Annotated in this window: 17 protein-coding genes; 7 read left to right on the plus strand and 10 right to left on the minus strand. The window is 62.1% G+C overall.

The window, feature by feature from the left end; translation table 11 throughout:
* Nucleotides 1-378, plus strand: a 378-nt coding sequence (locus ACI2JX_RS11525; RefSeq protein WP_404690104.1) for a TetR family transcriptional regulator C-terminal domain-containing protein, incomplete at its 5' end; no start/stop codon positions are given.
* A 183-nt stretch (nucleotides 379-561) separates the two neighbouring features.
* On the opposite strand, the gene ACI2JX_RS11530 is transcribed toward ACI2JX_RS11525, so the two are convergent.
* Nucleotides 562-2,013 carry an MDR family MFS transporter gene (locus ACI2JX_RS11530; protein ID WP_404690105.1) on the minus strand — a complete coding sequence of 484 codons (1,452 nt, stop codon included), beginning with the start codon at nucleotides 2,011-2,013 and terminating at the stop codon, nucleotides 562-564.
* Between the two features lie 369 nt (nucleotides 2,014-2,382).
* Here ACI2JX_RS11530 and ACI2JX_RS11535 point away from each other — a divergent pair, with 369 nt between their 5' ends.
* A complete protein-coding gene (locus ACI2JX_RS11535; RefSeq protein WP_186553955.1) occupies nucleotides 2,383-3,252 on the plus strand; it encodes an oxaloacetate decarboxylase in 870 nt (289 codons plus the stop codon).
* Between the two features lie 270 nt (nucleotides 3,253-3,522).
* Here the strand turns inward: ACI2JX_RS11535 and ACI2JX_RS11540 are convergent, their stop codons facing one another.
* Nucleotides 3,523-4,428 carry a LysR family transcriptional regulator gene (locus ACI2JX_RS11540; RefSeq protein ID WP_264236245.1) on the minus strand — a complete coding sequence of 302 codons (906 nt, stop codon included), beginning with the start codon at nucleotides 4,426-4,428 and terminating at the stop codon, nucleotides 3,523-3,525.
* Nucleotides 4,429-4,530: 102 nt separating this feature from the next.
* Between ACI2JX_RS11540 and ACI2JX_RS11545 the strand changes: the two genes are divergently transcribed.
* Nucleotides 4,531-5,406, plus strand: coding sequence for an MBL fold metallo-hydrolase (locus tag ACI2JX_RS11545; RefSeq protein ID WP_404690106.1), 876 nt, complete (start codon nucleotides 4,531-4,533; stop codon nucleotides 5,404-5,406).
* A gap of 28 nt (nucleotides 5,407-5,434) precedes the next feature.
* Complete coding sequence (locus ACI2JX_RS11550) at nucleotides 5,435-6,049, plus strand: NAD(P)-dependent oxidoreductase (RefSeq protein ID WP_404690107.1); 615 nt, start codon at nucleotides 5,435-5,437, stop codon at nucleotides 6,047-6,049.
* A gap of 50 nt (nucleotides 6,050-6,099) precedes the next feature.
* Here the strand turns inward: ACI2JX_RS11550 and ACI2JX_RS11555 are convergent, their stop codons facing one another.
* Nucleotides 6,100-6,972: a LysR substrate-binding domain-containing protein gene (locus ACI2JX_RS11555; protein ID WP_264236248.1), complete on the minus strand. Its 873-nt coding sequence runs from the start codon at nucleotides 6,970-6,972 to the stop codon at nucleotides 6,100-6,102.
* A 115-nt stretch (nucleotides 6,973-7,087) separates the two neighbouring features.
* Here ACI2JX_RS11555 and ACI2JX_RS11560 point away from each other — a divergent pair, with 115 nt between their 5' ends.
* Nucleotides 7,088-8,725 (plus strand): 5-guanidino-2-oxopentanoate decarboxylase, encoded by a 1,638-nt coding sequence (locus ACI2JX_RS11560; protein ID WP_264236249.1) that lies wholly within the window; start codon nucleotides 7,088-7,090, stop codon nucleotides 8,723-8,725.
* A 210-nt stretch (nucleotides 8,726-8,935) separates the two neighbouring features.
* Here ACI2JX_RS11560 and ACI2JX_RS11565 read toward each other — a convergent pair whose 3' ends face one another.
* On the minus strand, nucleotides 8,936-9,856 hold the full coding sequence (locus ACI2JX_RS11565) for an AraC family transcriptional regulator (protein WP_264236250.1): 921 nt from the start codon (nucleotides 9,854-9,856) through the stop codon (nucleotides 8,936-8,938).
* Nucleotides 9,857-10,058: 202 nt separating this feature from the next.
* Here ACI2JX_RS11565 and ACI2JX_RS11570 point away from each other — a divergent pair, with 202 nt between their 5' ends.
* Entirely contained in the window at nucleotides 10,059-10,367 is a 309-nt protein-coding gene (locus tag ACI2JX_RS11570; protein ID WP_264236251.1) for an antibiotic biosynthesis monooxygenase family protein, read from the plus strand.
* A 32-nt stretch (nucleotides 10,368-10,399) separates the two neighbouring features.
* Nucleotides 10,400-10,633 (plus strand): hypothetical protein, encoded by a 234-nt coding sequence (locus tag ACI2JX_RS11575; RefSeq protein ID WP_264236252.1) that lies wholly within the window; start codon nucleotides 10,400-10,402, stop codon nucleotides 10,631-10,633.
* Here ACI2JX_RS11575 and ACI2JX_RS11580 read toward each other — a convergent pair whose 3' ends face one another.
* From ACI2JX_RS11580 to bglX, 6 genes are all read right to left on the minus strand, one after another.
* Nucleotides 10,634-11,245 carry a flavin reductase family protein gene (locus ACI2JX_RS11580; RefSeq protein ID WP_404690108.1) on the minus strand — a complete coding sequence of 204 codons (612 nt, stop codon included), beginning with the start codon at nucleotides 11,243-11,245 and terminating at the stop codon, nucleotides 10,634-10,636. It abuts the gene before it with no gap.
* Between the two features lie 117 nt (nucleotides 11,246-11,362).
* Nucleotides 11,363-11,689, minus strand: coding sequence for a hypothetical protein (locus ACI2JX_RS11585; protein ID WP_404690109.1), 327 nt, complete (start codon nucleotides 11,687-11,689; stop codon nucleotides 11,363-11,365).
* 399 nt (nucleotides 11,690-12,088) lie between these two features.
* The gene (locus ACI2JX_RS11590; protein WP_186553966.1) at nucleotides 12,089-13,408 is read right to left on the minus strand and encodes an MFS transporter; all 1,320 of its coding nucleotides are present in this window, start codon (nucleotides 13,406-13,408) and stop codon (nucleotides 12,089-12,091) included.
* Nucleotides 13,409-13,696: 288 nt separating this feature from the next.
* Nucleotides 13,697-15,031, minus strand: coding sequence for a sigma-54 dependent transcriptional regulator (locus ACI2JX_RS11595; RefSeq protein ID WP_264236255.1), 1,335 nt, complete (start codon nucleotides 15,029-15,031; stop codon nucleotides 13,697-13,699).
* On the minus strand, nucleotides 15,025-16,782 hold the full coding sequence (locus ACI2JX_RS11600) for an ATP-binding protein (protein WP_264236256.1): 1,758 nt from the start codon (nucleotides 16,780-16,782) through the stop codon (nucleotides 15,025-15,027). The genes ACI2JX_RS11595 and ACI2JX_RS11600 overlap by 7 nt, the downstream gene beginning before the upstream one ends.
* 144 nt (nucleotides 16,783-16,926) lie before the next feature.
* Nucleotides 16,927-19,218, minus strand: coding sequence for a beta-glucosidase BglX (bglX, locus tag ACI2JX_RS11605; RefSeq protein WP_404690110.1), 2,292 nt, complete (start codon nucleotides 19,216-19,218; stop codon nucleotides 16,927-16,929).
* Nucleotides 19,219-19,399: the final 181 nt, after the last annotated feature.

A 19,399-nucleotide genomic window follows, 5' to 3' on the forward strand; every position in this document is an offset into this window, starting at 1 on the left:
CTCGGCTGCATGCGCAAGCTGTTGCTGCAGGTATTTACCGAGTTGGTGCTCGACGCCCGAACCCGGCGTATCAATGAAATCCTGCATCACAAGTGCGAGTTCACCGATGAAATGTGTGAAATTCGTCAGCAGCGCCAGGGCGCGATCCTTGATTGCCATGAGGGCATCACCCTCGCGTTGGCCAATGCAGTACGCCGTGAACAGTTACCTGCGGATCTGGATGTGGAGCGTGCCGCCATCGCCCTGTTCGCCTATGTAGACGGGTTGATTGGCCGCTGGTTGTTGCTGCCGGACAGCTTCGACCTGCTGGCCAACGCCGAGCAATGGGTCGATACCGGGCTGGATATGCTGCGCTTGAGCCCTGGCATGCGCAAATGACACTTTGTTAAGGATTGTGAGGAAGTGTTGTCCGGTTGTATTAAGGGACAGTTAATGGATCGGTCGAACTGACGCTATCGCGGGGCAAGCCCGCTCCCACGCTGCTGGCCCCTGCTGGGAAGCGTGGGAGCGGGCTTGCCCCGCGATAGCGTCAGTCCAACCACCTCGTCCTGCAAGGCCAGCTCAATGCCCGCGCAATTGCCGATCCGGCAAACCGATCGCCGCAATCAAGCCCAACACGGCCACTGCGGCGCTGCCGGTCAACAACTGCTTGAACATCTCCAGCAGCCGCGCCTGGGTCGCTGGATCGGCATCGCCCGCCTGCAAACTGCCCAGCAGCGGGTTATCCAGCACCGCAAACCCGCCATCGTGCAGCAGCGCCAGCATCAGGCTGGACATGCAGGCAACGCCCATCGCGCCGCCCAGCGAGCGAAACAGATTGGTGGTGCTGGTGGCAACGCCAATGTCCTTGATCTGCACCGAGCTTTGCGTACCCACCAGCGAGGTCGGAAACTGCAAACCGCAGGCAATGCCTACCAGCAGCATGAACACGGCGCTGAGTAACCCCGACTGCGGCGGGGTGAGGGCCATGGCGAAAATCGCCAGCGGCATCAATACCGCGCCGGCAAGAATCTGCGGCTTGTAGCGGCCAGTCAGGCTGGTCAGCCGGCCGCCGCCAAACGCCCCCATCGGCAGCCCCATGGCCAATGGCAGCAGGTGCAGGGCCGCGCTATCGGCGCCCGCGCCGGTAATGCCTTGGTAACGCAGCGGCATCAGCATGCTTAGGGAAATCGACTGGAAGCTGGCGAAGAAGATCACCACCCAGCACAGCACGGCGACCCGATTATTGAACAGCGAGAGGGGCAGCAGCGGCTCAGGACAACGGCGCTCATGGCCAATGAACAGCAGCAACCCCAGCAGGGCGCAGCCGAACAGCGCCAACACAGGCGTGGACAGCCAGGCATGCCCCTGACCGACCAGGGTAATGCCAAGCAACAGACTGCCCAGGCCAACAATCAGCAGCACCGCTCCGAGGTAATCCACCTGTGCCTCACGGCGCTTGACTGGCATGCCGCGCAGGGCGCGATTGATCACCCAGAGCGCCGCCAGGCCCAGCGGCAGGTTGATCCAGAACACCCAGTGCCAGGACAGGTACTCGGTCAGCCAGCCACCGAACACCGGCCCGGCCACGCTGGCCAGCGCATACATGCTGCTGAAGTAGCCCTGATAACGGCCACGCTCGCGCGGTGCCACGTAGTCGCCGATGATCGCCTGGCTGACCGAGACCATGCCGCCCGCGCCGACCCCTTGCAGCACCCTGGCCAAGACCAGCTGCTCGATGTTCTGCGCCAACGCGCAAAACACCGAGGCCAGGGTGAACAGCGCGGTGCCGGTGAGGATCATCCGCCGACGGCCATATAGATCGCCAAGTTTGCCGTAGATCGGCACGGCCACGGTCATCGCCACCATGTAGCCAGAAATCACCCAGGCCAGCAGCCCGACATCATTGAACTGCGCCGAGATCGCTGGCAGCGAGACGGCGACGATGGTCTGGTCCAGGGCACCGAGAAAGATCGCCAGCATCAGGGCGCTGAGGACACTGCGCAGGACGGCGGGGGGCAGGGCGGCGGTCACGGTCATACCTTGTAATTGAAAACAGCCGGGTCGCGGGCTGCTCACGCTGGGCCAAGTGTAACCTGACTTAGGTAGCTTCCTATGTAGTATGTGCATTCCCTATGCAAGATCGGCATTAGCCCTTTCACCCGGATGTGCATGGCTGCGTGATATCGTGGCCGGGCCGCAGAGGCTGAAATCAGGGGTTTGCACCAGCTTGGTGCATCATTTTGCCGCAGATTTTCCGGTCGCTGTATCCCACGCCTTTTATTCCTCTGCCTGCATGTCGAGCATGACCGCCCAGATGGCGACGGTTGGAACAGGTCAGGTAGACCCAATTTCGGGGTCGGTTGTCAGCCAGTTCAATTTCAACGTTATTGCGGAGTGATCATGCCCAAGGCTTCCCACCAAGATCTGCGTTTTGCCTTCCGTAAACTGCTCGCCTCAGGCTCGTGCTATCACACCGCCTCGGTCTTTGACCCGATGTCCGCACGCATCGCCGCCGACCTCGGTTTTGAGGTGGGCATCCTTGGCGGTTCGGTCGCTTCGCTGCAGGTGCTGGCCGCGCCTGACTTCGCCCTGATCACCCTGAGCGAGTTCGTCGAACAGGCCACCCGCATCGGCCGTGTTGCCCAGTTGCCAGTGATGGCTGACGCCGACCATGGCTATGGCAATGCGCTGAACGTGATGCGCACGGTGATCGAGCTCGAGCGCGCCGGTGTGGCCGCGCTGACCATTGAAGACACCCTGTTGCCAGCACAGTTTGGCCGTAAGTCGACTGACCTGATTTCAGTGGAAGAGGGTGTTGGCAAGGTGCGCGCAGCCATCGAGGCACGGGTCGATTCGTCGCTGTCGATCATCGCCCGCACCAACGCCGGGGTGCTCACCACCGAAGAAATCATCGTGCGCACGCAGAGCTACCAGAAGGCCGGCGCCGATGCGATCTGCATGGTCGGGGTGAAGGACTTCGATCACCTGGAGCAGATTGCCGAGCACTTGAGCGTGCCGCTGATGCTGGTCAGCTACGGCAACCCGAATCTGCGTGACGACGAGCGCCTGGCGCGCCTGGGGGTGCGGATCGTGGTCGATGGGCACGCCGCCTACTTTGCCGCGATCAAGGCGACCTATGATTGCCTGCGCTTGCAGCGTGGCCAGCAGAACAAGTCCGAGAACCTCAGCGCTACCGAGCTTTCGCACACCTACACCCAGCCTGAGGACTACATCCGCTGGGCCAAGGAATACATGAGCGTCGAAGAGTAACGGCGGGCTGCCGTCGGCTTATCTGACGGCGCTCAGGGTCGCGGTGTGGGGAACGCAGTGCTCCTGGGCGCAACTGGCCGCCGAGTTGGGCTGGTTGCGTAGCAGTTCGACTCGCCAGCAGGCCGAGCCATAAAGGCCTGCGACCGCGACCAAGGCGAAGGCCACGGCGCATCTTCTTGTTCTTATGCTCATCGAGCTTACCTCCTTCAACAGCGACAGGTGGTAACTACAAGCATAGGTCAGTCTGATCACTCTGTAGGCAGTGGCGGCCTAAATGGCGCTATCCCACTGCGGCTCATCCTTGAAACGCTGTGCAAGAAAATCGAGCATGCTGCGCAAGGTCGCCGGCATGTGCTTGCGCGAGGTATAGACCGCATTCAGGTTCAGCTCCCGGGGCTTGGCCTGCGGCAGCAAGCGCAGCAGTTCGCCCTTTTTGAGGGCGCAAGCTGCCTGGTAAGTCGGCAGCATGGCGATGCCTGCGCCGGCCAGCGCGGCTTTCTGCAAGGTCATGGCTTCGTTGGCGCTGATATTGCCTTGCACCGGCACGGCGAGCTGGCGGCCATCCACTTCGAAATGCCACAGGCTGTGGCCGAAATACGCATGGGTCAGGCAATTGTGTTGGCTCAACTCCTCGACCCGTTGCGGTACGCCATGGGTTTGCAGGTAAGCGGGGGCGGCGCAGACCACAGAGCGGCAGACCGTCAGGCGCCGGGCGATCAGGTTGGGATCAAGGTCGTTGCTGGTACGAATCGCCAAATCGATGCGCTCATCGACCAGATTGACCGTGCGATCGAGCATCTGCAGCTCGACCTTAACCCCTGGAAACAAGCTCACATACTCCGCTACTGCATCGACCAGTTGCGCTTGGCCAAATGACGTACTGACGCTAATGCGCAGCTCCCCGCGTGGCGCATCGTCCGGCTGGCGCACGGCGCTTTGCAGGTCTCCCGCCAACTCCAGCATTTGCCGGCAGCGCGGCAGCGTCTCCTGGCCCGCGGCGGTCAGGCTGAGTTTGCGCGTGGTGCGCTGCATCAGGCGTGCGCCGACCCAGTCTTCCAGTTCTGCCAGATAGCGCGACACTACTGGCCTGGACATCTGCAGATGATCCGCAGCTGCCGACTGGCTACCCAGGTCGACGACGGTGACAAACACGCGCATGGCGTTGAGACGGTCCATGATCTGCTCGATTTTGGAAACAAACTATGTAGCAGGATCGCATTTTTTGTAATGGATCGGGCAACTAAGCTGTCCTGCATCGACCATTCACAGGATTAGCCAGTGTCATTTCTTACCCCCTTGCGCAGCGTGTTGCTGGCGTGCGCAGCACTCGCAGGCCCCGTACTGGCTGCCGAGCCTTTGCAGCTAGAGGTCTATAACCCAGGTCATGAGGCGATCTTTCCCGTCAGTTCGGTGATCGTCAGTGGCGAGCATGAGGCGATTCTGGTCGACGCTCAGTTCGGTAAGGCCCAGGCCGAGCAAGTGGTACAACGCCTGCGGGCCAGCGACAAGCGCTTGACCATGATCTACATCAGTCATGGCGACCCGGACTATTACTTTGGCCTGCAGACCCTGACCGAAGCCTTTCCCAAGGCGCGGGTGGTGGCCTCTGCCGCCACCGTGGCGCATATCCGCAAGACCATGGATGCCAAGCTAGCCTATTGGGGGCCGCAGATGGCTGCTGATCAGCCCAAGCGTCTGCTCGTTCCGCAAGTGCTGCAAGGCGACCGCCTTGAGCTGGAAGGGCAGGCGCTGCAGATCATCGGCCTGGACGGCCCGCAGCCCGATCGCAGTTTCGTCTGGATCCCGTCGATCAAGGCGGTGGTCGGTGGCGTGGTGGTGGCCGAGCATATTCACGTGTGGATGGCCGATACCCAGACCGTGCAATCCCACTACGACTGGCTGGCGACGCTGCAACGCATCGAGCAGTTGGCTCCGCGCACGGTGATCCCTGGTCACTATCTGGGCAAAAGCAGCCAATCGCTGGACGCGGTCCGCTTCACTGCCAACTACATTCGTGCCTTCGACAGCGAAACCGCGAAGGCCAAGGATGCCAACGCGCTGATCGCAGCCATGAAAGCGCGTTACCCAGACCTTGCCGACGAAAGCTCGTTGGAGCTCAGCGCCAAGGTCGCCAAGGGCGAGATGAAGTGGTAATCCCTTTCAACCTGATGGAGTGTTTCCCATGAGCAAGATCGCAATTATCGGTGCTACCGGACGGGCTGGCAGCCAGTTGCTGGAAGAGGCCCTGCGCCGTGGTCACAGTGTCGTGGCCATCGCCCGTAATCCGTCCACGTTGCAAGGGCGCGAGGTCGTTACCGTAAAGGCCCTGGATGCCAAGGACAGCGCAGCGTTGCAGCAGGCTGTGACCGGGGTTGACGCGGTGCTGAGCGCGGCGCACTTCTCCACCCTCGAACCGCGCGCGATCATCGAGCCGGTCAAGCGTGCCGGGGTCAAGCGCCTGCTGGTGGTGGGTGGGGCAGGTAGCCTGCTGTTGCCGTCGGGGCATCGGGTGATCGATAGCCCGGATTTCCCAGAGGCTTACAAGGCTGAGGCGTCGGCTGGGGTGCGTTTTCTTGAAACGCTGCGTCAGGAGCAGAACCTGGATTGGACGTTCCTGTCGCCGTCGGCGGAGTTTGTCGAAGGTCAGCGCAGTGGGCATTACCAATTGGGCAAGGATCATCTGCTGATCGGGGCGGATGGCAAGAGCTGGATCAGCTTTGCCGACTACGCCATTGCCATGCTTGATGAATTGGAGAAACCGGCGCATTCGCGGCAGCGGTTTACGGTTGGATACTGAGTGCTGGGGCCGCAAAGCGGCCCCATAACGGGCCATCCAGCAGCGCATCATTACCTGGCACGTTGTTCCAGCCAATCCAGCAACTCGATCAACCCCGCAGGGGGGCTCTTGGCTGGGCTTGCCAGGTAATACGCCTTCCCGGTCATCACCTTCAAGCCAAACGGCATGCACAACCTGCCGTTGCGCAAGTCATCTCCAATCAGCGCCCAGTCGCCAATCGCCACGCCAGTGCCCTGCGAGGCCATGGCCATCGCCATGTCCAAGGTCTCGAAGTGCTGGCGCGGGCCGTGCAGATCGAACTCTGCGCCCGCCGCCTGCAACCACAGTCGCCAGTCATGCTCGTCGCGCGAAGGGTGCAGGAGCATGTGCCCAGCCAGATCCTCAAGCCGCGCCAACGGCACTGAAGCATTGCGCAAGGACGGTGCACACACCGGGGTCAACTGCTCATCGAACAGCTTGCGCACCCGCAGCCCATGGTTGGGCGCACTGCCGTAGACCACCGCCGCATCGAATCCCTCATGACGAAAATCCACCCCATGCTGCACGGTAGTGGTCAGCTCCACCGGCACATCCGGACGCAGGGCCTGCCACTCCATCAGGCGCGGCAACAGCCAGCGCATCACACAGGTTGGCGCTTTGAGTTGCAGCGTAGCGCTGCGCCCGCCCACTTCACGCACACCCTGGTCGATCAAGGCAAACACCTGCTGCACTCGCGGCAGCCAGTCCTGGCCTTCGCGGGTCAGGCTCAGGCCGCGCGCCTGGCGTTGGAACAGCGCGTAGCCCAAGTGCTCTTCGAGGCCGGCAATCTGCCGACTGACCGCACCTTGAGTGATGTGCAAGTGCTGCGCCGCACGGGTGAAGTTGCAGTGCTGGGCAGTGACCAAAAACGTGTGCAGTGCGGGCAGGGGAGGGAGGCGTTTCATCGCAGTCAGCCATGATCTGAGGACATGGCTAGTATGTGTTTTTTTGCATTGTGGCGATACCGGCTGCTTGGTTCCAATGACCCCTGATTTCAACAAAAAAGCTGGGTATCGAACGATGGCAACCTGTGGCGAAGTATTGGTCAAACTGCTCGAAGGCTATGGCGTGGACCATGTCTTCGGCATCCCCGGCGTGCATACCGTGGAACTCTATCGCGGGCTTGCCGGCTCATCCATCCGCCATATCACCCCGCGCCACGAGCAGGGCGCAGGGTTCATGGCGGACGGCTATGCGCGCACCCGCGCCAAGCCTGGGGTGTGCTTCATCATCACCGGCCCTGGCATGACCAACATCACCACCGCCATGGGCCAGGCCTATGCCGATTCGATCCCGATGCTGGTGATCTCCAGCGTACAGTCGCGCGATTCGCTCGGTGGTGGGCGTGGCAAGTTGCACGAGCTGCCTGATCAGTCTGCGCTGGTTGCCGGGGTGGCGGCGTTCTCTCATACCCTGATGTGTGCAGATGACCTGCCGCATGTGCTTGCGCGGGCCTTCGCGGTGTTCGAGGGGGGGCGGCCGCGTCCGGTGCATATCGAGATCCCGCTGGATGTGCTGGTCGAGCCAGCCGATCACTTGCTGCCAGGGCGGCCGGTGCGTACCAGCCGCGCCGCTGCATCGCCTGCGACAGTAGCGCTGATGGCCGAACGCCTGGCCAAGGCCCGCCGGCCACTGATCCTCGCTGGCGGTGGCGCACTGGCCGCAGGGGTGGAACTGACCGCCCTCGCCGAACACTTGCAGGCGCCAGTGGCGCTGACCATCAATGCCAAGGGCCTGCTGCCAGCCGCTCACTCGCTGCAGATCGGCTCGACCCAATCGCTGCCTGCCACTCGCGCGTTGGTGGCCGAGGCCGATGTGGTGCTGGCAATCGGCACCGAGCTGGCCGAGACCGATTATGACGTGACCTTCAAGGGCGGCTTCGAGATCCCCGGCAGCCTGCTCCGGATCGACATCGACCCGGACCAGACCGTTCGCAATTACTTGCCTGAGCTGGCGCTGGTGGCCGACGCCCAACAAGCGACAGGGGCGTTGCTCGCTGCATTGCAGGCGCAGCCGCCAGCGGTGCTTGAGGCACAGTGGGGTGTGGCCCGGGTGGGTCAGTTGCGCCAGGCGTTGGCGGCTGGTTGGGACCAGCCGACCCTGAGTCAGACGCGCCTGTTGACGGCGATCCTGCAAACGTTGCCCCGTGCGATTCTGGTCGGCGACTCGACCCAACCGGTGTACACCGGCAATCTGACCCTGGACCTTGATCAGCCGCGCCGCTGGTTCAATGCCTCCACTGGCTACGGGACGCTTGGCTACGCCTTGCCAGCGGCCATGGGCGCTTGGCTCGGTAGCGCCGAGCAGGTCAGCCAGCGCTCGCCTGCCGTGTGCCTGATCGGCGATGGTGGCTTGCAATTCACCCTGCCAGAGCTAGCCAGCGCGGTGGAAGCGCAGGTGCCGCTGATCGTGCTGCTGTGGAATAACCAGGGCTATGAGGAAATCAAGAAGTACATGGTCAATCGGGCGATTGAGCCGGTGGGCGTGGATATTCATACGCCTGACTTTATCGGCGTGGCGCGGGCGTTGGGTGCGGCGGCTGAGGATGTGGCGGATGTGGCGCAATTGCAGGCGGCGTTGGCTAGCGCTGTCGAGCGTAAGGGGCCGACCTTGATCCAGGTGGATCAGGCGCAGTGGCAGCAGGCTGTGCAGGGCTGACGACCGCTGCGAGGGCTGCCCCCCTCGTTCGCGGGCAAGCCCGCTCCCACAGGTACAGCGTTGGACCGCAGAGCAGCGTCTGCCTTGAGTGAGTATTTGGGGGAAACAGGTACAGCGCTGCGCCATAGAGCAGCGCGGTCCTTGTGGGAGCGGGCTTGCCCGCGAAGAGGCCGCCACCGACGCAAGCAGGACAGTGCTACGCCACCGTTGTCAGTTGGCGCTGGCCCTCAGCCTGGCCACATCCCGGATCGGCGGGGCGCCATACAGGCGACTGTACTCGCGGCTGAACTGCGACGGGCTCTCGTAGCCCACCCGATAGCCCGCCACCGCTGCTTCAATCCCATCATTGAGCATCAGCCGCCGTGCTTCTTGCAGGCGCAATTGCTTCTGATATTGCAACGGGCTCATTGAGGTCACGGCCTTGAAACGGTGATGCAGGGTCGAGGTGCTCAGGTTGACCTCACGCGCCAGGTCCTCGATGCGCAGCGGTTGCTGGTAATGCTGGTTGAGCCAGGCAATGGCCTGGCATACCCGGTGGGTCTGGCTGTTGGCCAAGGCTATTTCGTACAGGCGATGACCTTGGGGGCCACGTAACACTCGGTACAGCAGCTCGCGACGAACCAATGGCGCAAGCACTGCGATATCTCTCGGCGAGTCGAGTAGCCGCACCAGGCGCAGCAACGCGTCGAGCAAGGGCACGTCGCTGCGTTCGACGAACAGGCCGCGGCCAGACGCCATGCTGGGCACCAGCATCGGGCCGCTTTGGGCGATGAGCTGGCTAATTTCGGCCGGGTCGATGTCCAGGCGCAGACCCAGGCAGGGGTTCTGTGGGGAGGCATCGAGCATCGCCCCGGTTATTGGCAAGGTCACCGAGACCACCATGTAGTGCAGGGGGTCGTAGGTGTAGCGTTCATCGCCGAGAAACAGCGTCTTGTTACCCTCGGCAAGGATGCACAGGGCTGGCTGCGCCAGGGCAGGCATACCCCGCACATTCTCCTCATAGCGACTCAGGAACAAGCCGTCGATCGCCGATTCAACCCCATTGGTCTCGGCGGTGTGGCGCAGGATCAGCCCGGAGAGCTCCTGGCGCAGGGTCTCCAAAGTCGGTTCGAGGGTCGCTGGCGTGGTCATGACGGGGATCCTGTGTGGTGACCAGCAGGATAGGTTTGGGCAAGCCGCGGCGCTAGTCGATTACTGCACGCCGATTGCCTGATCCTGCAACGTGGCAGGATCAGGCAATCGGCGTGCAGTAATGGCCTAACGGCGCGCGCGGGCCAGGCCCTACGCTGGCCAGCCTGGTGTTTCCGTCCGTCCCGCTTCAAGGAGATCGTTCATGACCCAACGCCAACCGGTCACTCACTTGGCTTTTATCCGTGCCAGCAACGGTCGTTCGGCGGAACTAGGCGTGCGCCTGCGTGACCTGCTCGAGCCGTCGCTGCGCATGCCCGGCTGCCTGAGTTTCAGCGTGCAGCGCTCGCAAGCGGATGACGACCTGTGGCTGCTCAGCGGCAGCTGGCGCGATCAGCAGGCGATGAGTGGCTATTTTGCCTCGCCTAATCTCGATCTGTTTGGTGAGCTGGTGCAGGCGCAGGTGGTCGCCAGCCTCGATCTGCATACCTTCAGTGACCAGGGCTCGGGTTAGAATGCGCACTTTTACCCAGACTGGATTGCACGATGGCACGTAGAGAGTTCCCCCACTTCGAAGCGGTTTCGGCGATGGTCCCCGTAGAAGGTGGTGGCTATAACGCGGCGATTGCCGTGAAAGCATTGAACGGCATGGGCACCCCGCGTTTTCACAAGGTGCTCGATGGCCAACTGTTCAAGGGCGCGATAGCGGCCGATGAGGCCGCCTGCGCCGAGCTCGAACGCCTGCAAGGGGTGAGCGAAGAGGGCGAGCTGATCTGGTGATCAGCCGTTGACCTGGGGCCGGCCCATCTTGAACAGGTTGCCCAGTTCGAAGTAGTCCTGCGGGCCGCCGCCGCGCAGGATCGGCTCGCCGGCAGCGGTGTCGTAGATGCCGTCTTTGAGCAGATGCTCGGCAATATGCACCGCCACTACTTCACCGAGGATCAGCCAGCTGGGCACCAGCTCCTGGTCGGCGCGCTTGAGCTGGACGATCTGGCTGACCTTGCATTCGAAGGCGACTGGGCTTTCACCCACACGTGGCACGCCGACCAGCCGTGATGCCGTTGGCGTCAGACCACTCAAAACGAATTCATCGATATCCGCAGCAACTGCCGCGCAGCTTTGGTTCATCTGCTCGGCCAGTGGCCGGGTGGCCAGGTTCCAGACGAATTCGCCGGTCTGCTCGATATTGTTCAGGCTGTCTTTGCGCCCGACACTGCAGAAACCGATGATCGGTGGAATGTAATTGAAGGCGTTGAAGAAGCTGTAGGGCGCCAGGTTCAGCCGGCCTTCGCGATCTTGCGAAGAGATCCAGCCGATGGGCCGAGGGCCGACGATGGCGTTGAACGGGTCGTGGGGCAGGCCGTGGCCTTTGGCGGGTTCGTAGTAGTACATCTGCTCAGGGCCGGGGCCCTTCCTCTGGGATGGACGAGACGCCTAGTGTGCCAAGCCTGAGCCTTGCTGGAAATGATTAAGCCCGGCCAAAGCCGGGCTGGGTGTGAGCATCAGCAATCAGCTGATGCGATGGGCGTTGGTGCGATCGAAGCCATCTTCGGCGAAGCGTGCGCCGCCAGTGCGATCGAAGCCGTCTTCAGCGAAGCGTGCGCCGCCGGTGCGATCGAAGCCATCTTCAGCGAAGCGTGCGCCGCCAGTGCGATCGAAGCCATCTTCAGCGAAGCGTGCGCCGCCAGTGCGATCGAAACCATCTTCTGCGTAGGTAGCCGACTGGGTTTGAGCAGAGGCGAAGTTGTGCGCATTGGTGCGATCAAAGCCGTCTTCGGCGAAGGCGCCAGTAGCCAGTACAGAGAAAGCCAGGGACAGGATCAGTTTGTTTTTCATGGTCGTTGCTCCGATGAGTCGTTGGGTTGTTTGTTTCTATGGGTTTGATGTTACGCCTATTAAATTGATTAAAAAGCGCAAATATTAACGGTTACTAATCGATTTATTAGATTATTTTTGAGGCGTTCTATCCGCTAACACCGATTAGCTTTCAGTAATGAAGGGGTACCGGTTCAAGAGGATGTGTCGCCAGTCGTTCCAGGATGGCGGCTTTGAATTAATGAAAGGTTAAATGGATAGGAAGCGGCTGATGAGTGGCTTTGTCCTGCATCGGTTGTGGATTTATCTGATCCGGCGCTTCGTTTTGAGCGATACATCCGCGGGCTTGGGTGACCACAAAATAAAAAAGGGGCGCACCGTCTGGCGGTGCGCCCCTTGCTGGTTACAGCCCGAACAGGATCAGTCGGTGGTGATCCGCGAGTGGGTCTTGGTGTCTTTCATGGTCGCGTAGACCAGCAGCGAGCAAGCGATGCAGCCGGTGACGTACCAATAGAAACCACTCTCCATGCCGACGCTCTTGAACCACAGCGCCACGTACTCGGCGGTGCCGCCGAAGATCGACACGGTCAGTGCGTACGGCAGGCCCACGCCCAGGGCGCGGATTTCAGTAGGGAACAGTTCGGCTTTTACCACGGCGTTGATCGAGGTGTAGCCGCTGACGATGATCAGTGCCGCCATGATCAGGAAGAACGCGCCCCACCAGGTGGTGATGGTGTGCAGGGTGCTGAGGATCGGTACGGTGAACAGGGTGCCGAGCACGCCGAAGGCGATCAGGATCGGGCGCCGGCCAATCTTGTCGGACAGGCCACCAATCACCGGTTGCAGGCACATGAACAGGAACAACGTAGCCGCCGAAATGGTGGTCGAGTCACTGATGCTCATGCCCACGGTGTTGACCAGGTACTTCTGCATGTAGGTGGTGTAGGTGTAGAAGGCCAGGGTACCGCCCATGGTCAAGCCGACCACGGTCAGCAGCTCCTTGGGATGGCGCATCAGGGTGCGCATCAGGCTTTCCTTGGACTTCTCTTTCTTGGTGAAGGAAGCAGTCTCTTCCATGCCACGACGCAGGTACAGCGCGACCACTGCGCACAGCGCGCCGATCACGAACGGTACACGCCAGCCCCAGGCGTACAGCTCTTCGGTGGTCAGGGTGTTCTGCAGAATGATCAGCACTGCCAGGGCGATGAGCTGGCCAGAGATCAGCGTCACGTACTGGAAGCTGGAGAAGAAGCCACGACGCTCCTTGCTGGCCATCTCGCTGAGGTAGGTGGCCGAGGTGCCGTATTCACCGCCCACCGACAGTCCTTGCAGCAAGCGCGCAAGTACCAGCAGGATCGGGGCAGCAACGCCGATGGTTTCATAGCCCGGGGTCAGGGCGATTACCAGCGAGCCTGCGCACATCAGCAGGACCGAGGCCATCAGTGCCGCTTTGCGGCCCTTGCGGTCGGCATAAAGGCCCATCAGCCAGCCGCCGATTGGGCGCATCAGGAAGCCCACGGCAAAGATTGCGGCGGTGTTGAGCAGTTGTGCGGTGGTGTCGCCAGCAGGGAAGAAAGCCTTGGCGAAGTACAGCGAGAATGCAGCGTAGACGTACCAGTCGTACCACTCGACCATGTTGCCGATCGAGCCGCTGAAAATCGACTTGAGACGGCTGGCGGTGGTTTTTTCCGCGGCAGGCGCTATGGCCGCCCCGGTTGGCAGGGAGGTGGCGTTATCCATCAGAGGTAACCTTCTCGTTGTTTTTGTGGAGCGCGCTGGGATGCGCTTGCACAGGTATTTGCAGAAGGTGTGCCAGATGGGTGCATGACGATCCATTTGGGGGCGCAGACTGGCGCTGTCTACGTCCCCCAAAAACCTCGGAACCGCGAAACATATGCCTTGCGCGACGCGGTTGTGACTGCGGCTTGTTGTCGCACAAAGCGGGAGCTGCAGCACCACTGCTCAGGTAAATCGGCTTAAGTGAGCGGATATCCGCTCATCCTAATTACGAAATAGGCAAAAATCCGCCTATTCGCGCTCGATAAAATCTTCTCTAACCAACCCATGGCGCTGCATCTTCTCGTTCAACGTCCGCCGTGGCAGTTGCAGGGTTTCCATCACGCCCTTGATCTCACCCTTATGCTGGCGCAGGGCGGCGCGCAGGCATTGCGCCTCGAAGGCTTCCATCTGTTCGACCAACGATGGCCCGCCGTTGCTCTGTTCGGCACTGGACGCCCCCAGCCCCAAGGCGTGGCGTTCTGCAGCATTGGCCAGTTCGCGCACATTGCCCGGCCAATCGTGGGCCAACAATTGCGCCAGCTGTGCGCCGGACAGTGGCGGTGCGCTGCGGTTCAGGCGCTCAGCGGTGATGCGGGCGAAAAACTCGAACAGCAGCGGGATGTCTTCTCGCCGCTCGCGCAGCGGTGCCAGGCGCAGTTCGGCGACGTTCAAGCGATACGCCAGGTCTTCCCGGAAGCGCCCGGCGCGGGCTTCTTCCAGCAGGTCCGGTTTGGTCGCGGCGATAATTCTCAGATCGACAGTGATGCTTTGGTTGGCGCCCAGGCGTTCGAGCTTCTGCTCCTGGATTACCCGCAGCAGCTTGGCCTGTTGGGCCAACGGCATGCTCTCGATTTCGTCGAGAAACACCGTGCCGCCGTGGGCATATTCCAGCTTGCCGATGCGTTTGCCCTGAGCACCGGTGAAGGCGCCGCTTTCATGGCCAAACAGTTCGGCTTCGAACAAAGCCTCCGGAATCGCTGCGCAATTGAGCGCCACGAACGGCTTGTCGGCGCGCGGACCGAAGTCGTGCAGGCAGCGCGCCACGCGCTCTTTGCCGCTGCCGGTTTCCCCCCGAATCAACACGTTGACCGGCAGGCTGGCCAAGTCCAGCACCTGTCGGCGCAGCTGCTGCAGGCCCTGTGACATCCCCAGCAGAGTGCCCTCCAAACGCGCCTTAAGGTCGGCCTGTTCGTGCAGGCGGCGGTTCTCCAGCACCAGCTGGCGCTTTTCCAGGGCGCGGCGCAGGCTGCCCAACAAGTGCTGGGGCGTGAAGGGCTTTTCCAGGAAGTCATAAGCACCGTTGCGCATGGCTTCCACCGCCATCGGTACATCACCGTGACCGGTGAGCAGTATCACTGGCAGGTCGGGGTCTTGGGCGTGCAACTGTTCAAGTAACTGCAAACCGCCCATCCCTGGCATGCGCACATCGCTGATGATCACCCCTGGGAAGTGCGCAGGCAGTTGCGCCAGACACTCCTCGGCACGGGCGAACAACTGCACGCTGAAGCCTGACAGGCTCAGCCACTGTTCGACCGCGGTGCGGATACTGGCTTCATCATCGACGACGATCACTGAATTCAACATACCGGCTCCAGATCGCGAGGCAGGGTCAGGCTAAAGCGTGCGCCGCCAGGCAAGTTCTCGACCTGCAACTGGCCGCCGGCATCATGGACGATGCCGTAGGAGATCGCCAGGCCCAGGCCGAGGCCTTCGCCCACCGGTTTGGTGGTGAAGAACGGATCGAAGACCTTGGCCAGGTCGGTTTCAGCGATACCGCCACCGGAGTCGAGCACGCTCAGGCGCCACTGGCCGTTGTCAATTTCGATGCGGATTTCCAGGCGTTTGTAGCGCTTGTCGGCCATGGCGTCGAGAGCATTGCGCAACAAGTTGATCAGCACCTGCTCCAGGCGGATCGCATCACCGCGCACCCAGGCCGGGCGGGCCAGGTACAGCGCCACTTCAACTTCATCGCTGCGGATCCGGGCGTCCAATAGATGCAGCGCCTGGTCGACCACATCGGCCAGGTCCAGGCGTTCGCGCAGCCCGCCCGGGCTATTGCGGGCGAAGGTCTTCAAGTGGCCGGTGAGCGCGGCCATGCGCGCGAGCATTTGCTCCAGCGGCTCCAGGGCTTGGCGCGCTTCATCGAGGCGGCCATGGTCGAGCAGCAGGCGCAGGGTTTCCAGTTGCATGCGTTGGGTGGTCAGCGGCTGGTTGATCTCATGCGCCAGCGCTGCTGACATCTGCCCCAATGCCGCCAGTTTGGCCGATTGCACCAGCCCCTCTTGGGCGGTGCGCAGTTCACGGGTGCGCTCTTCGACCTGGCGCTTGAGCTCTTCACGGCTACGCTGGCGCAAGCGCGCCAGGCGCAGGCGCTGGCTGACGAACAGCGCGGCGAACACCAGGGTCAGCCAGATCGCGGCGGCGGCCAGGGCGGCGTTGCGCCCGTCCTCGCTGACCTGGGGTTTGCGCAGCAGGTGCAAGGTCCAGCCTTCGCCTTCCAGTGGCAGGCTTTGCCACAGGTATTCAACTGGGCCATCCGGGCGTTGCACACGGCTCAGGTGGCTGTTGCCATCGAAGCGCATCAGCACCTGGTGCTGCAGCGGGACCAGTGGTTGCTTGTCGTACTGACGGGTTTCGGCCAGTTCTGCACGGTCGGCGCCCGTCAGCGGCGCCAGTTCGCGATATCGCCAGCCGTCCTGGTTGGCGATGAAGATGATCCCGCGGGCGTCGCTGACCAACAGAACATCGCTGCCCTGGCGCCATTCGCGCTCAAGTTCGGGGAACTCCAGCTTGACCACCATGGCGCCGAGAAAGCGCCCTTGCTCGTCGTTGACCGCGCTTGAGAGAAAATAACCTGGCACGCCACTGGTCACGCCGACCGCGTAGAAGCGGCCACTGCCCTGGGTGCGGGTCTGTTTGAAGTAGGGTCGAAAGCCATAGTTGGAGCCGACATAGGTGGTCGGCAGGCGCCAGTTGCTGGCGGCGACCGCCAGGCCGGTATGGTCGAGTAACTCCAGGGTAGAGGAATTGGCCGCACCGTTGATGCGTTCGAGCTTGCGGTTGAGTGCATCTTGCACCGGCTCGCTGACCGGGCCACGCAAGGCGGCGATCAGTTCCGGGTCCAGTGCCAGTACCGCCGGCAGGGCGCGGTAGCGTTCGATCAGGGTATGCAAAGAATTGGCGTACAAGCCCAATTGCTGGGCGGCACGGCGGGCGTCGGTTTCCATCGACTGGCGCTTGGCCTGATGCATGGCCCAACCGGCGCTCAGGGCGGTGCCGACCAGAATCAGTAACACGATCAGACCCAGGCGCAGTGCGCGAAACGAAGAAGGCATGGTGCGGGTCCTGGGGCTGTCTCGATCAGTTTAGAGGTGGGTTGAGCACGTCGGCCTCATCGCGGGTCTGCGTGGGAGCGGGCTTGCCCCGCGATGAGGCCGGTGAAGGCACCCCGTCGCAGGCGCCTTGCTCCGGCAGAGGCCTTACAGCAACTCGAAACTCTGCTGCTGCACCGCTTCGGAATCGAGCCCGACCTGCACATTGAACTGGCCCGGCTCAGCCACTCGCTGCAGTTGGCCATTGTAGAACTTCAGGTCTTCTTCACTGATGCTGAAGGTCAAGGTTCGCGACTCGCCGGCCTTGAGCATCAGTTTCTGGAAGTTCTTCAGTTCCTTGACCGGACGGCTCATCGAAGCGCTGACGTCTTGCAGATACAACTGCACCACGGTTTCGCCATCACGCTTGCCGGTGTTCTTCACGGTCACCGTGGCGTGCAAGGTGTCGCCGCGCTTGAGCTGATCGCTGGCAAGCTTCAACCCCGACAGCTCGAAGCTGCTGTAGCTCAGGCCATAACCGAACGGGTACAACGGGCCATTAGGCTCCTCGAAATACTGCGAGGTGTAGTTGCCAGGCTTTCCAGGGGTGAACGGACGGCCGATTCGCAGGTGGTTGTAGTACATCGGGATCTGCCCGACCGAACGCGGGAAAGTGATGGCCAGCTTGCCGGACGGGTTGTAGTCGCCAAACAGCACATCGGCGATGGCGTTGCCGCCTTCGGTGCCGCTGAACCAGGTTTCGAGCAGGGCATCGGCCTGGTCACGTTCCCAGGCAATCGACAGCGGGCGGCCGTTCATCAGCACCAGCACCAGCGGCTTGCCGGTGGCCTTCAGTGCCTTGATCAGCTCGCGTTGCACCGCGGGAATTTCCAGGGTGGTGCGGCTTGACGACTCGTGAGACATGCCGCGCGACTCACCCACCACGGCGACAACCACATCGGCTTGCTTGGCGGCCTTGACCGCCTCGTCGATCAGCACGGCGGCAGGGCGCAGGTCGTCGACGATTTCCGGGGCGTCGAAGTTGAGGAAGTTCAGGTAGTCGAACATGGCCTTGTCGCCCGTGACATTCGAGCCCTTGGCGTAGATCAACTTGGCCTTGTCACCGACTGCGCGGCGCAGCCCTTCGCGCACAGTGACGGAATGCTCGGGGCGGCCATCGGCGGCCCAGCTGCCCATCATGTCGATCGGTGCATCGGCCAGGGGCCCGACCAGGGCGATGGTGCCGGTTTTCTTTAGCGGCAAGGTCTGGTTACGGTTTTCCAGCAACACCAGGCTGCGCCGGGCGACATCGCGGGCGGCGTCGCGGTGCAGTCGGTCATTGGCGTAATAGTCCTTCAGGTCGGTCTCGGCCTTGCCGATGCGCACGTACGGGTTGTCGAACAGGCCCATTTCGTACTTGGCACCCAGAACCTCTCGCACCGCCTGGTCGAGTTCGGCCTGGGTCACTTCACCAGACTTGAGCAGGCCGGGCAGTTCTTCACCATACAGGGTGTCGTTCATGCTCATGTCGATGCCGGCCTTGATCGCCAGCTTGGCCGCTTCGCGCCCATCCTTGGCCACGCCGTGACGGATCAGCTCCTGGATCGCGCCATGGTCGCTGATGGTCACGCCCTTGAAACCCCACTCCTTGCGCAGCAGGTCGTTCATCAGCCAGGTGTTGGAGGTGGCTGGCACGCCGTTGATCGAGTTGAGCGCGACCATCACGCCGCCGGCACCCGCATCGAGCGCGGCGCGGTAGGGCGGCAGGTAGTCGTTGTACATTTTCGGCAGGCTCATATCGACCGTGTTGTAGTCGCGCCCGCCTTCCACTGCGCCGTATAGGGCGAAGTGCTTGACGATGGCCATGATGCTGTCGGGATTCTTCGCACTCGATCCCTGGAAGCCCTTGACCATCTCCTGGCCGATGCGCGAAGTCAGGTAGGTGTCTTCGCCGAAGCCTTCACTGGTGCGGCCCCAGCGCGGGTCGCGGGCGATGTCGACCATGGGTGCGAAGGTCATGTCCAGGGCATCGGCGGAGGCCTCGATGGCTGAGGTGCGGCCGACCTTGGCAATCGCGTCCATGTCCCAGGTCGCGGCCAGGCCCAGGCTAATCGGGAAGATCGTACGTTCGCCATGGATAGTGTCGTAGGCGAAGAACATCGGGATCTTCAACCGGCTGCGCATGGCGGCGTCCTGCATCGGGCGGTTCTCCGGCGCGGTGCGCGAGTTGAAGGTGCCGCCAATGCGTCCGGCGGCGATTTCCTCGCGGATCTTTTCCTTTGGCATCTCTGGGCCGATGCTGATCAGGCGCAGCTGGCCGATCTTCTCATCGACGGTCATCTGCCCGATCAGGTGGTCGATGAACGCCTGCTTGTCTTGCAGGGGCGGGGCGGTGTTAGCGGCCAGGGCCGCCTGACTGGCAAGGGCCATGGCCAGGCCCAGCGAAGACAGTTTCATCATCAATTCCATTGTCGTGGCCTGGGCCGTATCCACAGGGATACGCGCGCGGCCTAAAGTTGTCGGGCGGCTGTTGTTCTTGGGTAATAGGGCGATCTATCCGATCATTCCTACAGCAGGATGCAGCGGCAGCGGAGGATTATGCCTGATGTCACGCAGTTGTTGAGATACACTCGCGCCAGCC

The organism is Pseudomonas sp. NPDC088890 (genome assembly GCF_044900155.1).
GTDB classification, from domain to species: Bacteria; Pseudomonadota; Gammaproteobacteria; order Pseudomonadales; family Pseudomonadaceae; genus Aquipseudomonas; species Aquipseudomonas urmiensis.

Excerpts from the sequence above, each read along its gene's own strand:
- ACI2JX_RS11580 (WP_404690108.1), bottom strand. The coding sequence starts at position 11,245 with ATGTACTACTACGAACCCGCCAAAGGCCACGGCCTGCCCCACGACCCG.
- ACI2JX_RS11550 (WP_404690107.1), top strand. The coding sequence starts at position 5,435 with ATGAGCAAGATCGCAATTATCGGTGCTACCGGACGGGCTGGCAGCCAG.
- ACI2JX_RS11600 (WP_264236256.1), bottom strand. The coding sequence starts at position 16,782 with ATGCCTTCTTCGTTTCGCGCACTGCGCCTGGGTCTGATCGTGTTACTG.
- ACI2JX_RS11560 (WP_264236249.1), top strand. The coding sequence starts at position 7,088 with ATGGCAACCTGTGGCGAAGTATTGGTCAAACTGCTCGAAGGCTATGGC.
- ACI2JX_RS11585 (WP_404690109.1), bottom strand. The coding sequence starts at position 11,689 with ATGAAAAACAAACTGATCCTGTCCCTGGCTTTCTCTGTACTGGCTACT.
- ACI2JX_RS11590 (WP_186553966.1), bottom strand. The coding sequence starts at position 13,408 with ATGGATAACGCCACCTCCCTGCCAACCGGGGCGGCCATAGCGCCTGCC.
- ACI2JX_RS11565 (WP_264236250.1), bottom strand. The coding sequence starts at position 9,856 with ATGACCACGCCAGCGACCCTCGAACCGACTTTGGAGACCCTGCGCCAG.
- ACI2JX_RS11570 (WP_264236251.1), top strand. The coding sequence starts at position 10,059 with ATGACCCAACGCCAACCGGTCACTCACTTGGCTTTTATCCGTGCCAGC.
- ACI2JX_RS11540 (WP_264236245.1), bottom strand. The coding sequence starts at position 4,428 with ATGGACCGTCTCAACGCCATGCGCGTGTTTGTCACCGTCGTCGACCTG.
- ACI2JX_RS11575 (WP_264236252.1), top strand. The coding sequence starts at position 10,400 with ATGGCACGTAGAGAGTTCCCCCACTTCGAAGCGGTTTCGGCGATGGTC.
- ACI2JX_RS11535 (WP_186553955.1), top strand. The coding sequence starts at position 2,383 with ATGCCCAAGGCTTCCCACCAAGATCTGCGTTTTGCCTTCCGTAAACTG.
- ACI2JX_RS11555 (WP_264236248.1), bottom strand. The coding sequence starts at position 6,972 with ATGAAACGCCTCCCTCCCCTGCCCGCACTGCACACGTTTTTGGTCACT.
- ACI2JX_RS11595 (WP_264236255.1), bottom strand. The coding sequence starts at position 15,031 with ATGTTGAATTCAGTGATCGTCGTCGATGATGAAGCCAGTATCCGCACC.
- bglX (WP_404690110.1), bottom strand. The coding sequence starts at position 19,218 with ATGATGAAACTGTCTTCGCTGGGCCTGGCCATGGCCCTTGCCAGTCAG.